At 68.8% G+C, this 13,612-nt stretch carries 7 protein-coding genes; 2 read left to right on the top strand and 5 right to left on the bottom strand.

Annotated elements, in window-relative coordinates:
• Nucleotides 1-28: 28 nt before the first annotated feature.
• Both E6O51_RS21805 and E6O51_RS06355 read right to left on the bottom strand, forming a co-directional pair.
• Nucleotides 29-871, bottom strand: a complete 843-nt coding sequence (locus E6O51_RS21805) for a molybdopterin-dependent oxidoreductase (RefSeq protein WP_168735201.1) — start codon at nucleotides 869-871, stop codon at nucleotides 29-31.
• Between the two features lie 13 nt (nucleotides 872-884).
• Nucleotides 885-2,909, bottom strand: coding sequence for a TonB-dependent receptor plug domain-containing protein (locus E6O51_RS06355; RefSeq protein ID WP_211091339.1), 2,025 nt, complete (start codon nucleotides 2,907-2,909; stop codon nucleotides 885-887).
• Between the two features lie 464 nt (nucleotides 2,910-3,373).
• Here E6O51_RS06355 and E6O51_RS06350 point away from each other — a divergent pair, with 464 nt between their 5' ends.
• Nucleotides 3,374-6,238: an adenosylcobalamin-dependent ribonucleoside-diphosphate reductase gene (locus E6O51_RS06350; RefSeq protein WP_136384136.1), complete on the top strand. Its 2,865-nt coding sequence runs from the start codon at nucleotides 3,374-3,376 to the stop codon at nucleotides 6,236-6,238.
• A 69-nt stretch (nucleotides 6,239-6,307) separates the two neighbouring features.
• On the opposite strand, the gene E6O51_RS06345 is transcribed toward E6O51_RS06350, so the two are convergent.
• From E6O51_RS06345 to E6O51_RS06335, 3 genes are read right to left on the bottom strand one after another with little or no spacing between them, the layout of a single operon-like run.
• Nucleotides 6,308-7,801 (bottom strand): efflux transporter outer membrane subunit, encoded by a 1,494-nt coding sequence (locus tag E6O51_RS06345; protein ID WP_136384135.1) that lies wholly within the window; start codon nucleotides 7,799-7,801, stop codon nucleotides 6,308-6,310.
• 16 nt (nucleotides 7,802-7,817) lie between these two features.
• Nucleotides 7,818-11,012: an efflux RND transporter permease subunit gene (locus E6O51_RS06340; protein ID WP_136384134.1), complete on the bottom strand. Its 3,195-nt coding sequence runs from the start codon at nucleotides 11,010-11,012 to the stop codon at nucleotides 7,818-7,820.
• Nucleotides 11,013-11,022: 10 nt separating this feature from the next.
• Complete coding sequence (locus tag E6O51_RS06335) at nucleotides 11,023-12,264, bottom strand: efflux RND transporter periplasmic adaptor subunit (RefSeq protein WP_330997910.1); 1,242 nt, start codon at nucleotides 12,262-12,264, stop codon at nucleotides 11,023-11,025.
• A 152-nt stretch (nucleotides 12,265-12,416) separates the two neighbouring features.
• Here E6O51_RS06335 and E6O51_RS06330 point away from each other — a divergent pair, with 152 nt between their 5' ends.
• On the top strand, nucleotides 12,417-13,424 hold the full coding sequence (locus E6O51_RS06330) for a LysR family transcriptional regulator (RefSeq protein WP_136384133.1): 1,008 nt from the start codon (nucleotides 12,417-12,419) through the stop codon (nucleotides 13,422-13,424).
• Nucleotides 13,425-13,612 lie beyond the last annotated feature (188 nt).

The following is a 13,612-nucleotide window of genomic DNA, read 5'->3' as shown; positions in this document are numbered from 1 at the left end:
ATCATCGGTCGGCGCGGCGGCGCTCCGCTCAGTCGGCGAGCCTGCGCACCTCGATCGTTTTCAGCCACTTGAGGTAGCGCGAGGCGGTGCTGTCGTCCCCCGCCGAGAGCAGGGCGACGCTGCCTTCGTCATCGGCGAGCGGCCGGCCGTTCTTCTCGAAGAACACCAGCGCGCCGTCGCCGATCGGCGAGGAGAACAGCTCGCTCCACGTGAACACGACCCGGTAGCCGTCGGTGGCGGTGGCGACGACGACCGTTTTCTTTAGGTCGAAATGGCTGCCGAAGGTAACCGAGGCTTTTTCCAGGATGTCCCGCAGCAGGACACCCGCGAAGCGGTCCGGCGGCTTGCCCTCGTCCGCCCGGCCGCCGGCCGGCGCCAGGTCGAGGCGGCGCACGGGAAAGGCGCGCAGCGCGGCGACGTCCAGGTCGAGCGGGTGCGCAACGAGGCCGGAGACGCCGACGCTGGCGCTCCTGAATTGCCGCGGGTCGACCACTTCGCCGCCGACGCCGAGAATCCAGCGCGCCAGCCTGCGCGCGTCTTCCGGCGTCACGTTGCCGTTCGCCGGCATGACCGGCAGGCGCGCCCTGCCCTCCTTTTGCCAGCCCTGGCCGGCCGGGCCGGTGCCGGCGATGATGTGCCGGGCGAGGACGGTCTCGGCGTCCGCCCGTCCGGTGTAGCGGGCCGCCACGTCGCGGAAGGCGGGGCCGATCCGCTGCTCGGCGCCGCGATGGCAGACGAGGCAGCCGCCGTCCTGCGCCAGCGCCGGCCCGCCGGTGGCGTGGGCTGGCCCGGCGGCCACCAGTACCGCAGCCGCGGCGAGGCCGGCGAGCGCGGCCCTGACGACGTTTTCCGATGCCCGGTCGATGCGCATGTCGCCCGCCCCGTCAGAAAGTGTAGGTGGCGTTGGCGAACCACATGCGGCCGGGGTTCGGGAAACCGTCGGCCAGTTCATAGTTCTTGTCGGTCGCGTTGTTGACGCCGGCTTCGCCCGATATGTTCTTGGCCGGGCGCCAGACGGCCTTCAGGTTGAGCGTGGTGAAACCGTCCAGCCGCACGGTGTTCGAGACCCACTTGCTGCTGTCGCGCTCGGCGAAGGCGACCAGGTCGACCGAGCTCACCGGGCGGAACAGGGCGTGCAGGATGATCTTGTGCCTGGGCACGTCGGTGACACGGGTGGCCGGATCGCTGACGTTCTCGAGGTCGATGTAGGTGTAGTTGCCGCCCAGCTCGAGGCGGGAGGACAGCGGGCTGCGCAGGCCGAGTTCGATCCCCTTGCTGCGCACCTTGCCGATGTTGCGCCGCTGGCACTTGTTTGCAGCGGTACACGAGGCGCCGCTGCTGTACCAGGTCTGGATCTTGTCGTCGATGTCGCTGTAGAAGAGCGCCGCCTCGGCCTTGGCGCCGGCCCAGGGCGTTCCCTGGTAGCCGATCTCGTAGTTGACGGACTCCTCCGGTTGCAGGTCCGGATTCTCGATGTAGGTGTTCATCGACTGCGAATAGCGGTCGCTGAGCGTCGGCAGGCGTGTCTTCCTGGCGACCGTCGCGTACAGCCGGACCGCCGCCGACCAGTCGTAGAACAGGCCCGCCTGGGCATCGTTCGCCGTCTTCTTGCCGGGCAGGGTGAGGCCCGGCTTGGTCGAATCGTAGAGGGTGTCGGGGCGCAACTGGTGGCGTGCCGCGCCGAGCGACAGCATCAGGTTCGGACCGATCTGGATGTTGTCCTCGATCGCCCACGAGACGAGCTTGTCGTTGAAGTCCTCGACGGCGATCGTCGCTCTCGATCTGTCGAACTTGTCGTGCTGGTCCTCCTTGTAGTGCGCCACCAGGCGCAGGGTCTGCGACGCGAAGCGCGTCGACTCCAGCTCGACCGAGCCGCCCTTGGTCTCGTCGTCATAGACGCTGGGACCGGTGCCGTTGCTGCTCCGCGTCGTGTAGGTGGCGTCCGTGAACATGTCGAGGGCGTTGTCGTACTTGTCGATGTACAGCCGGATCTTCAGCGTCTCCGACTGGCCGAGCGCCGTGCGCGAGATGAAATACAGGCTTTCCTTGTCCCAGTAGGGCCATTGCCAGTAGCGCGCCGAGGCCGGGTTGGTGGACGGGGGCTGCCCTTTCTCGCCGTTCTGCTTGTAGTAGCTGAGGGTGTACTCGTCGGTGGCGTTCGGCGTCAGGCCGAACTTGAACGAGAGCTTGTCGTCCTTGCGATAGGAATTGTTGCGCGCCCCGCCGTTCTCGGTGGCGGTCGGGCGGAAGTCCGACGACAGCCGGAAATTGTCGCTCTCGATGTAGGAAGCGCCCGCCTGGAGATACCACAGCCCCTGGTTGGTGCCGACGTTGACCGAGGCCTGCCGCTCGTTTCCTTCGCCGAAGCCGATCGACGCGTCCCCTTCGAGCCGGACCCGCGGCTTGCGGGAAATGAGGTTGATCGCGCCGCCGAGGGTGTTGGGGCCGTAGGCCACCGAACTGAAGCCCTTCGCCACCTGGACGGCGGCGAGGTCGGCGGTGGTGAAGCGGTTCAGGTCCACCAGCCCGTCGTACGGGATGTAGACGGGAATGCCGTCGATGAACAGCCCGACCTGGCGGGAATCGAAGCCGCGCACGTAGATCCGTTTCTCGTTCTTCTGCATGTTCGAGACCGTGACGCCCGAAAGCAGGTTCAGTGCGTCGCCGACGTTGTCGCGGTTGAACTGCCGCATCTCCTTGCGCGTGACCACCGACGCCACCTGGTCCTCGCCGATCTCGCCGATCTGCGGGACCGTCGCCGTGACCGTGACGGCTCCCAGTTCGAACGGGCGGGCGACGGCCTCTTCCTGCGCCGCCGCGAGGGCGGGGAAGAAGGCGGTCAGAACGGCAAGGGCCGGCAGGTTCGGCCGGCGCGGCAGCATCGTGGGCAGTGCGGATCGGTTCGTCATCGATTCCCTCCCTGATATCGTTGTGTTCTTACACATACAGCGTATTCGAAGAAAATCTGAGATTTGCCTGAAAGCTCAGACAGAATCTGATGAATGCATTGGCAGTCATTTAATATCCGTAATATCCGTATGGATATAACGCAGATCAAAAAAAGGCCCATCGCGCCTTTTCACTGCTGCCGGATCGTCTTCAAACCGTCCTTGAGGACATGGGCGGCGAAGAGGACATGGCGCCACCCGCGCAGGCCTTTGCCCCACGTTTCCCAGCAATTCCAAGACTTCCCCCCTCTCCGACCGGCCAACGAGCGCTACTAGATGTAGTAGCAAAAGATGTGTTGACATACGATATGAATGCATATCGTATTGTTTTTATTGAATTTTATTTTTTTGCGCCGGAAAGCATTTGGAGCTATGCTTCACAACGTTTCAGCTCCCCCACGAACACACAACAACGGACCCACCACATGAGCGCTACGACCCACACCCGGGCGGGCGGCAAGGCCGATGCCTCCACGCTCGCACCGCAAGAGATCTCCGGCGAAGTCCTGATCGAGAAATACGCCAAGGGCGAGGAAGCCACGATCACCGAAGTGCGCCGGCGCGTCGCGCGCGCGCTGGCCGCGGTCGAGGCCGAGGACAAGCGCGCCCACTGGGAAGCCAAGTTCCTCGAAGCGCAGGAAAAGGGCTTCGTGCCCGCCGGGCGCATCAACAGCGCCGCCGGCACCAAGCTGCAGGCCACGCTGATCAACTGCTTCGTGCAGCCGGTGGGCGATTCGGTCACCGAGGCCGTGGACGGCCGTCCGGGCATCTACACCGCGCTGGCGCAGGCCGCCGAGACCATGCGGCGCGGCGGCGGCGTGGGCTACGATTTCTCCTCCATCCGCCCCAAGGGCGCGCTGGTCAAGGGCACCCATTCCAACGCCTCCGGCCCGGTGTCCTACATGCGCGTGTTCGACCGCTCGTGCGAGACCGTGGAATCGGCCGGCGCGCGGCGCGGCGCGCAGATGGGCGTGCTGCGCTGCGACCACCCGGACATCGAGGAATTCATCCACGCCAAGGACAAGGGCGACCTGACCAACTTCAACATCTCGGTGGGCGTCTCCGACCTCTTCATGAAGGCGGTGGAAGCCGACGGCGACGTGGAGCTGCTGCACAAGGCCGAACCGGCCGAGGACTTCAAGGCCGCCGGCGCCTACCAGCGCGACGACGGCGCCTGGGTGTACCGCAAGGTGCGCGCGCGCGATCTGTGGGACCAGATCATGCGCTCCACCTACGACCACGCCGAGCCGGGCATCCTGTTCCTGGACCGCATGAACCAGGACAACAACCTGTACTACTGCGAGACCATCGAGGCCACCAACCCCTGCGCCGAACAGCCGCTGCCGCCCTACGGCTGCTGCTGCCTGGGCTCGATCAACCTCACCCCCTTCGTCAAGAATCCGTTCACCGAGCAGGCCGAGTTCGACTACCCCGCCTTCGGCAAGGTCGTGGACACCTCCATCCGCATGCTGGACAACGTGCTCGACGTGACCCACTGGCCCCTCGAACAGCAGTCCAACGAAGCCCAGTCCAAGCGCCGCGTCGGCCTCGGCTTCACCGGCCTGGGCGACACGCTGATCATGCTGGCCAAGCGCTACGACACGCCGGAAGCGCGCGAAGTGGCCCGCCAGATCTCCGAGTACATGCGCAACCGCGCCTACCTGGCCTCGGTGGAACTGGCGCGCGAGCGCGGCGCCTTCCCGCTCTTCAATGCCGACATGTATCTCTCCGGCGGCAACTTCGCTTCGCGCCTGCCGGCCGACGTGAAGGACAAGATCCGCAAGCACGGCATCCGCAACTCCCACCTGCTGTCCATCGCGCCCACCGGCACCATCAGTCTGGCCTTCGCCGACAACGCCTCCAACGGCATCGAACCGCCCTTCTCCTACACCTACACGCGCAAGAAGCGCATGGCCGACGGCACCTTCAAGGAGTACGCGGTGGAGGACTACGCCTGGCGCCTGTACCGCCACACCGGCGGCAACGTGGCCAAGCTGCCGCCCTACTTCGTCACCGCGCTGGAAATCTCCGCCCAGGCCCACAAGGACATGGTGGCGGTGGTCGCCCCGTACATCGACACCTCCATCTCCAAGACCGTCAACGTGCCGGAGGACTACCCCTACGCCGAGTTCGAGGACCTCTACCTCACCGCGTGGAAGGCCGGCCTGAAGGGCCTGGCCACCTACCGCCCCAACTCCGTGCTGGGTTCGGTGCTGTCGGTGACGCCCACCACCGGGCAGAAGCAGCCCCACGACGTGGAGATCGCCGACGCCAACAAGCGCCTGTCCATCAAGAGCCTGCCCGCCCCGGTGCTCGCCAGCCTGCGCTGGCCGGGCCGCCCCGAGATGCCGGACGGCAACATGGCGTGGACCTACATGCTCAACACCCCGAGCGGCGACTTCGCGCTGTTCGTCGGCCAGGACGGCAACAACGGCGGCAGCTTCCCCTTCGAGGTGTGGGTGAACGGTGCCGACCAGCCGCGCGGGCTGGGCGCGGTGGCCAAGACCCTGTCCATGGACATGCGCGCCAACGACCGCGGCTGGCTCAAGCTCAAGCTCGACACCCTGGCCCGCACCGTGGGCGAGAAGTCCTTCGAGATGCCCTTCCCGCCCCACGGCGAGAAGAAGCTGATGCCGGGCGCGGTGTCCGCCTTCGCCCAGGTGGTGCGCTACCGCTGCGAGCAGCTCAACGCCTTCGGCACCGAGGAAGCCTCGCCGGTGCTGGAGACCCTGTTCAGCCAGGAAGAGCCCAAGACCGGCACCGACGGCACGCTGTCGTGGACGGTGGACATCTACAACCCGGCCACCAGCGAGGATTTCGTCCTCGGCCTGAAGGAAATCACCCTGCCGGACGGCGTCACCCGCCCCTACTCGGTGTGGCTGTCCGGCAACTATCCGCGCGCCCTGGACGGCCTGACCCGCATCCTGTCGCTCGACATGCGCGTCATGGACCCGGCGTGGATCGGCATGAAGCTGCGCAAGCTGCTCGACTACCCCGAGCCGCTCGGCGACTTCATGGCCTTCATCCCCGGCACCAAGCGCCAGCAGAACTACCCCAGCACGGTGGCCTACATCGCCCAGTTGATGATCCACCGCTACGCCATGCTCGGCGTGTTGGATGAAAAGGGCTACCCGACCCGCGAGATGGGCATCCTGGAGTCGCCCCGGGACGACAGCGAGCCGCAGTTGATGCAGGGTGCGCTGTGCAGCGAATGCGGCAACCACACGGTGATCCGCAAGGACGGCTGCGACTTCTGCACCGCCTGCGGCGCGGTGGGCACCTGCGGCTGACCCCGGCCGCCGTCACGGCGAAAGGCCGCGTGCGCCAGCACGCGGCCTTTTGTTTTTCCGGCGGCCGGCTCAGTCGGCCGCGGCGGCGGCCAGCGGCAGCCGGCCCGGCTCCGCGTCCCAGCCGCCGCCCAGCGCCCGGATCAGCGCCACCGTCGAGCGCGCGCGCTCGCCGTCGAGCTGCACCGCCACCCGGCGCTGCTGCAGCACGCTGCGGTCGGCGTCGATGACCTCGAAGTAGCTCGCCGCGCCTTCGCGGTATTGCAGTTGCGACAGCCGCGCGGCGCGTTCGGCCGCCGTCACCGCTTCGTCCTGCGCGCGGGTCTGGCCGCCGAGCAGGCGCAGGCTGGCCAGCCCGTCCTCCACCTCGCGGAAGGCGCCCAGCACCGTCTGGCGGTAGCGCGCCACGTCTTCCTCGTACACCGCGCGGGCGCGGTCGAGTTCGGCCTGGCGGCGGCCGCCATCGAAGATGGGCAGCGACAGCATGGTGCCCGCCAGCGGGCCGAGCAGGAAGGTCCGGCTCGACCACTGGAACAGATCGCCGAGTTCGGCGGATTCGTAGCCGAGCGCGCCGGTCAGCGACAGGCGTGGGAAGAAGGCGGCGCGGGCCGCGCCGATGCGGGCGTTGGCCGCGGCCATGGCGCGCTCGGCGGCGGCGATGTCGGGGCGGCGTTCGAGCAGCGCCGAAGGCAGGCCGGCGGGCACCGTCACCGCGATGCGGGCGAGCGGCTGCGCGGCGAAGCTGAATTCGGCCGGCGGCTTGCCGAGCAGGATGGCGAGCGCGTGTTCCGCCGCGGCGCGGCGGCGGGCGATGCCGTGCGCTTCCGACTGCGCCGAGGCCAGCTCGGTGCGGGCGCGGGCCACGTCCAGCTCGCCGATGTCGCCGGCCTCGAAGCGGCGCTGCACCAGCTTCAGCGCTTCGCCGCGCAACGCCACGGTGGCGCGGAACAGCGCCTGCTCGGCGTCGAGTTCGCGCAGCAGGAAGTAGGCCTGGGCGACGTCGGCCTGCAGCGCGAGCTGCACCGAGCGCAGCAGGGCTTCCTGCTGCTGGGTGTCGGCGCCGGCGGCGTCCACCGTCGAGGCGACGCGGCCGAACAGGTCCACTTCGTACGAGATGCCGGCCTGGGCGCGCCACAGGGTGTTGGGCGATACCGAGGCATCCTCGTCCAGCCCCTGCGAGGCGGGCGAGGGGCGCTGGCGGGTGGGGCCGAAGCCGGCGTCGACCTGCGGCATGCGCTCGGAACGGGCGCTGCCTTCCAGCGCGCGCGCCTGGGCGAGGCGGGCGGCGGCGGCCTTGAGGTCCTGGTTGGCTGCCAGCGCCTCGGCTTCGAGCGCGTTCAGGGTGTCGTCGCCGAACAGGCGCCACCATTCGCCGCGGTGCCGGTCCTCGGCCGGCGCGGCGGTCTTCCAGCGCGCCGCGGCGTCGGCTTCGAGCGCCGGGTCGGCTTCCTTGAAGGCGGCCGGGGTGGCGACCGCGGGGCGTTCGTAGACCGGCGCCAGCGAGCAGCCGGCGAGCGTCAGCAGGGCGGCGAGCAGCAGCGGGATGCGTGTGTATCGGGTTCTCATGTCGTCGGCTCCGTGCTCAGGATGCGAGGTGGGGCGCGGGGATCGGGGCCGCGTGGGGGCTGGCGGTGTGCAGCTTGCTGCCCTTGCCGAGGCTGCGCAGCAGCACGTAGAACACCGGCGTCAGGAAGAGGCCGAACAGCGTCACGCCCAGCATGCCGAAGAACACCGCGATGCCCATCGCGTGGCGCATCTCGGCGCCGGCGCCGGAGGACAGCACCAGCGGCACCACGCCCATGATGAAGGCGATGGAGGTCATCAGGATGGGGCGCAGCCGCAGCCGGCTGGCTTCGATGGCGGCCTCCTTCGGCGTGCTGCCCTGCAGTTCCAGTTCGCGGGCGAACTCGACGATGAGGATGGCGTTCTTGGCCGACAGCCCCACCAGCACCATCAGCCCGATCTGGGTGAAGATGTCGTTGTCGCCGCCGGTCAGCCACACTCCGGTGAGGGCGGCGAGGATGCTCATCGGCACGATCATGATGACCGCCAGCGGCAGCGTCAGGCTTTCGTACTGCGCGGCCAGCACCAGGAAGACCAGCAGCACGCTGATCGGGAACACCCAGATGCCGGCGTTGCCCGCCAGGATCTTCTGGTAGGTGAGGTCCGTCCATTCGAACTTGATGCCGGCCGGCAGCGTCTCGGCAGCGATGCGCTCGGCCGCGGCCTGGGCCTGGTCGGACGAATAGCCGGGCGCCGGGCCGCCGTTGATGTCGGCGGCGGTGTAGCCGTTGTAGCGCACCACCATCTCCGGGCCGAAGCCGTTGCTCACCCGCAGCAGCGAGGACAGCGGCACCATCTCGCCGGCGGCGTTGCGCGTCTTCAACTGGCCGATGTCCTCCGGCCGGGCGCGGAAGGGCGCGTCGGCCTGGGCGCGCACCTGATAGACGCGGCCGAAGCGGTTGAAGTCGTTCACGTAGAGCGAGCCGAGGTAGATCTGCATGGTGTCGAACACGTCGGTGACGGACACGCCGAGCTGCTTGGCCTTGACCCGGTCGAGGTCGACGTCGAGCTGCGGCACGTTGATCTGGTAGCTGGTGAAGCTGGGGCCGAGTTCCGGCGCCTTCTGCGCGGCGGCGATGAAGGCCTTGGCGGCGGCGTCGAGTTCGGCGTAGCCGAGCGCGCCACGGTCCTCGATCTGCAGCTTGAAGCCGCCCAGCGTGCCCAGGCCCATCACCGGCGGCGGCGGGAACACCGCGATGAAGGAATCCTTGATCGCGGCGAACTTGCCGTTGAGCGCGGCGGTGATGGCGCCGGCGGACAGCTCCGGCGCGCGCCGCTCGGCGAAGGGCTTCAGCGTGACGAACACGATGCCGGCCGACGAGCTGTTGGTGAAGCCGTTGATCGACAGGCCGGGGAAGGCGATGGCGCTCTGCACGCCGGGCTGTTCCAGCGCGATCTGGCCCATGCGGCGGATGACGTCCTCGCTGCGGTCGAGCGAGGCGCCGTTGGGCAGCTGGGCGAAGCTGATGAGGTACTGCTTGTCCTGCGCCGGCACGAAGCCGCCGGGCACCACCCAGGACACGCCCACGGCGAGCGCCAGCAGCAGCGCATAGACGCCCATCACCTTGCTCTTGCGCGTGATCGCGCCGGCGACGCCGCGGCCGTAGTCTTCCGAAGCGCGGCCGAAGGCGCGGTTGAAGCGGGCGAAGAAGCCGCCGAGCGCGCGGTTCATCGCGCGCGTCAGCCAGTCGGCCTGGCCGTGGTCGTGGTGGCCCTTCAGCAGCAGCGCGGCCAGCGCCGGCGACAGCGTCAGCGAGTTGAAGGCGGAGATGACCGTGGAAATGGCGATGGTCATGGCGAACTGCTTGTAGAACTGGCCGGTCAGCCCGGTCATGAAGGCGAGCGGCACGAACACCGCCACCAGCGTCAGCGCGATGGCGATGATGGGGCCGCTGACCTCCTGCATCGCGCGGTAGGTGGCGTCGCGCGGGCCGAGGCCGGCGGCGATGTTGCGCTCGACGTTCTCGACCACGACGATGGCGTCGTCCACCACGATGCCGATCGCCAGCACCATGCCGAACAGCGACAGCGCGTTGATCGAGTAGCCGAAGGCCAGCATCAGGCCGAAGGTGCCGACGATGGACACCGGCACCGCCAGCAGCGGGATGATGGAGGCGCGCCAGGTCTGCAAAAACAGGATGACCACCAGCACCACCAGCGCCACCGCTTCGAGCAGCGTGGTGATGACCGCCTTGATGCTGGCGCGCACGAACTGGGTCGGGTCGTACTCGATGCGGTAGTCGACCGATTGGGGGAAGTCCTGCTTCAGCTCGGCCATGGCCGCGCGCACCTGCTCCGACACCGCCAGCGCGTTGGCGCCCGGCGCCTGCATGATGCCCATGCCGATGGCGGGCTTGTTGTCGAGCAGCGAGCGCAGGCCGTATTCGGCCGCGTCCAGCTCGACGCGGGCGACGTCGCCCAGCCGCGTGACGCCGCCGTCGGCCGAGGTCTTGAGCACGATGTCGCGGAATTCGACCTCGGTCCTGAGCCGGCCCTGCGCATTCACCGAGAACTGCAGCGGCACGTCGGCGAGCGTGGGCGAGGCGCCGATGACGCCGGCCGCCACCTGCACGTTCTGCTCGCGGATGGCGCGCACCGCGTCGCTGGCGGTGAGCCCGCGCTGGGCGACCTTGTTGGGGTCCAGCCACACGCGCATGGCGTAGTTGCCGGCGCCCCAGATGCTGACTTCGCCGACGCCCTGGATGCGCGACAGGCGGTCCTTGACGTTGAGCACCGCGTAGTTGCGCAGGTAGGTGGCGTCGTAGCGGTCGTCGGGCGAGATCAGATGCACCACCAGCGTCAGCGTCGGCGAGCTTTTCACCGTGGTCACGCCGAGCCGCTGCACGTCCTCGGGCAGCCGCGGCAGCGCCTGCGAGACGCGGTTCTGCACCAGCTGCTGGGCCTTGTCCGGGTCCATGCCGAGGCGGAAATGGACGGTGAGCGCGAGGTTGCCGTCGCTGTTGGCCTGCGACTGCATGTAGAGCATGTCCTCGACGCCGTTGATCGCTTCCTCCAGCGGCGAGGCCACGGTTTCGGCGATCACCTTGGGGTTGGCGCCGGGGTACTGGGCGCGCACCACCACCGAGGGCGGCACCACTTCCGGGTATTCGGAGATCGGCAGCTGGAACATCGCCAGCAGGCCGCCGAGCACGATCAGCACCGACAGCACGCCGGCGAAGATGGGCCGGTCGATGAAGAATTTCGAGATGTTCATGGCGGTTCGCTCAGCTCCTGCCGGCGCTGCCGGCATCGTTCGCGGCGGCGGCGGGCATGGCCGGCGCGGCCTCGCCCGACATCACCACCGGGTTGGGCTGCACGGTCTGGCCGGGGCGGGCGCGCTGCAGGCCGTTGACCACGATGCGCTCGCCCGCCTGCAGGCCGCTCTCCACCACCCGCAGCGGACCCTGCGCCGCGCCCAGCGTGACGACGCGGTAGGCGGTGCGGTTGGATTCATCGACCACCAGCACGAAGCGCTTGTCCTGGTCGGTGCCGATCGCCTTTTCGTCGATCAGCAGGGCGTTGCGCGGCGCGCTGCTGCCCAGCCGGATGCGGGCGTAGAGGCCGGGCAGCAGGCTGCCGTCCGGGTTGTCGAACAGCGCGCGCACGCGGATCGTGCCGCTGGAGGTGTCCATGCGGTTGTCCACCGAGCTGACCGTGCCCGTGCGCGGATAGCCGTCCTCGTTGGCCAGCCCCAGGTGCACCGGCACGCCGGCCTCGCCCTGGCGGCCGTTGATGAGGGCGAGGAAGCTCTGCTCGTCCACGTCGAAGGCGGCGTACATGCGCGCCACCGACACCAGCGTGGTGAGCGGCGGCGTGCCCGGACCGGCGGCGACCACGTTGCCGACGGTCACTTCGGCGCGCGACAGCTTGCCGGCCACCGGCGCGGTGATGCGGGTGTATTCGAGGTTGAGGCGGGCCGACTCCAGCGCGGCGCGGGCGGCCAGGCGATTGGCCTCGGCCTCGCGCGCGGCGTTCTGCTTTTCTTCGTAGTCGCGCCGGGCGATGGCGTTATCGGTGATCAGCCGTTCGCCGCGCGCGAGTTCGCCGGCGGTGTAGGCGGCGCGCGCCTCGGCGGCGGCGAGCTGGGCGCGGGCCTGTTCGAGCGCGGCGGCGTAGGGCCGGGGGTCTATGGTGAACAGCGGATCGCCCTTGTTCACCAGCGCGCCGTCGTGGAAATGGACCGCGGTGAGGGTGCCGGAGACCTGCGGCCGGATGTCGACGCGGTCGACCGCTTCGAGGCGGCCGGAGTAGCCGTGCCAGTCGGTGATCTGCCGGCTGGCGACGGTGGCGACGTCGACCGGGCTGGGCGGCGGCGCGGCGGTGGCCTGGGCGTCGGACTGCACGCCGAACGTGGCGAGGCCGCCCAGGGCGAGCAGCACTGCGGCCGCGATGGCGAGGAGATAGGGTTTGCGCGGAAAGGACATCGTGTTGCTCCTGTCGGGGATGGCGGCGCCGGCTTCGGTCATGCCGCAGTGCATCAATCTTGGGTGTTGTTCCGGCCCGGATAAATGTGCCGGATTCGGAAACACTATTCGCAGACGGCGAATAATCGCACTACGGATTGACGGATAATTCAGCCACCGACCGGACCGCGGGGCAGGAGCAAGGAGCAGAGGGAATGGATCGCTTTCAGGCCATGCAGGTGTTCACGCGCGTGGTGGACGCCAACAGCTTCTCGCGCGCGGCCGACAGCCTCGGGCTGCCGCGCGCCACCGTCACCACCATCATCCAGAACCTCGAACGCCTGCTGCAGGTGCGGCTGCTCAACCGCAGCACGCGGCGCCTGAGCCTGACCCAGGACGGCGCCGCCTATTACGAGCGCTGCGTCGCCATCCTGGCCGACGTGGAGGAGACCGAAGCCTCCTTCCGCGAAGCCGCGCGTCAGCCCCGCGGCCGGCTGCGCATCGACGTGCCGGCCGCGATCGGCCGCCTGGTGCTGATCCCGCAACTGTGCGAGTTCCACGAGCGCTGCCCCGAACTGGAGCTGGCCATCGGCATGGGCGACCGGCCGGTGGACATGGTGCGCGAGGCGGTGGACTGCGCCATCCGCATCGGCAGCCTGCCGGATTCCTCGCTGGTGGCGCGCCGCATCGGCACCCTCTTCGGCGTCACCTGCGCGGCACCGAACTACCTGGAAGACTACGGCGAACCGCGCACCATCGCCGAGCTCGCCGGGCACCACGCGGTGCATTACTTCTCCAGCCTCACCGGGCGCGGCATCGACTGGGATTTCGTCGTGGACGGCGTGGTCACCGAGGTCAAGATGCGCAGCGTGGTATCGGTCAACGACAGCGACGCCTACCTCGCCTGCGCGCTGCAGGGCTTCGGCCTGGTGCAGGCGCCCCGCTTCATGGCCCTGCCCCACCTGGAATCCGGCGCCCTGCGCGAGGTGCTGCCGCAATGGCAGCCGTCGCCGCTGCCGATCTCGGTGGTCTATCCCGCCAACCGCCATCTGTCGGCCAAGGTGCGCGCCTTCGTGGACTGGGTGGCCGAACTCTTCGCCGCCTGCCCGCAACTGGGCGGACAGGCGGCGGTGGACTACTGCTGCAGCTACGAGTGCCGGGCAGGCGGCAACACCCTGCGTTCGCTGGTGGATCAGCAGAACCTGGCCGAAAGCGTGCTGTAGACGGGCTGCCGCCGTCAGCGGGCGGCGTGGCCGGGTTGGCCCCGATTGTTCCCGCCGTGATCTTCGAGTACGGTCGTCCGGGCCGGTGGGGACGGAGCGCCGCGGGTCGCTTGCGCTGCGCCCAAGAAGCGCGATGCTGGCGAAGGAAGGTGTTGCGTGTGCGGCATTCCGCCGCAGGCGCGCGCCGG

This window comes from Pseudothauera rhizosphaerae (assembly GCF_004801305.1).
Lineage (GTDB): Bacteria > Pseudomonadota > Gammaproteobacteria > Burkholderiales > Rhodocyclaceae > Pseudothauera > Pseudothauera rhizosphaerae.
The sequence above is the reverse complement of the archived record's forward strand: the minus strand, read 5'-3'. Positions and strand labels throughout refer to the sequence as shown.

Excerpts from the sequence above, each read along its gene's own strand:
- E6O51_RS21805 (WP_168735201.1), bottom strand. The coding sequence starts at position 871 with ATGCGCATCGACCGGGCATCGGAAAACGTCGTCAGGGCCGCGCTCGCC.
- E6O51_RS06335 (WP_330997910.1), bottom strand. The coding sequence starts at position 12,264 with ATGACCGAAGCCGGCGCCGCCATCCCCGACAGGAGCAACACGATGTCC.
- E6O51_RS06330 (WP_136384133.1), top strand. The coding sequence starts at position 12,417 with ATGGATCGCTTTCAGGCCATGCAGGTGTTCACGCGCGTGGTGGACGCC.
- E6O51_RS06355 (WP_211091339.1), bottom strand. The coding sequence starts at position 2,909 with ATGACGAACCGATCCGCACTGCCCACGATGCTGCCGCGCCGGCCGAAC.
- E6O51_RS06345 (WP_136384135.1), bottom strand. The coding sequence starts at position 7,801 with ATGAGAACCCGATACACACGCATCCCGCTGCTGCTCGCCGCCCTGCTG.
- E6O51_RS06340 (WP_136384134.1), bottom strand. The coding sequence starts at position 11,012 with ATGAACATCTCGAAATTCTTCATCGACCGGCCCATCTTCGCCGGCGTG.
- E6O51_RS06350 (WP_136384136.1), top strand. The coding sequence starts at position 3,374 with ATGAGCGCTACGACCCACACCCGGGCGGGCGGCAAGGCCGATGCCTCC.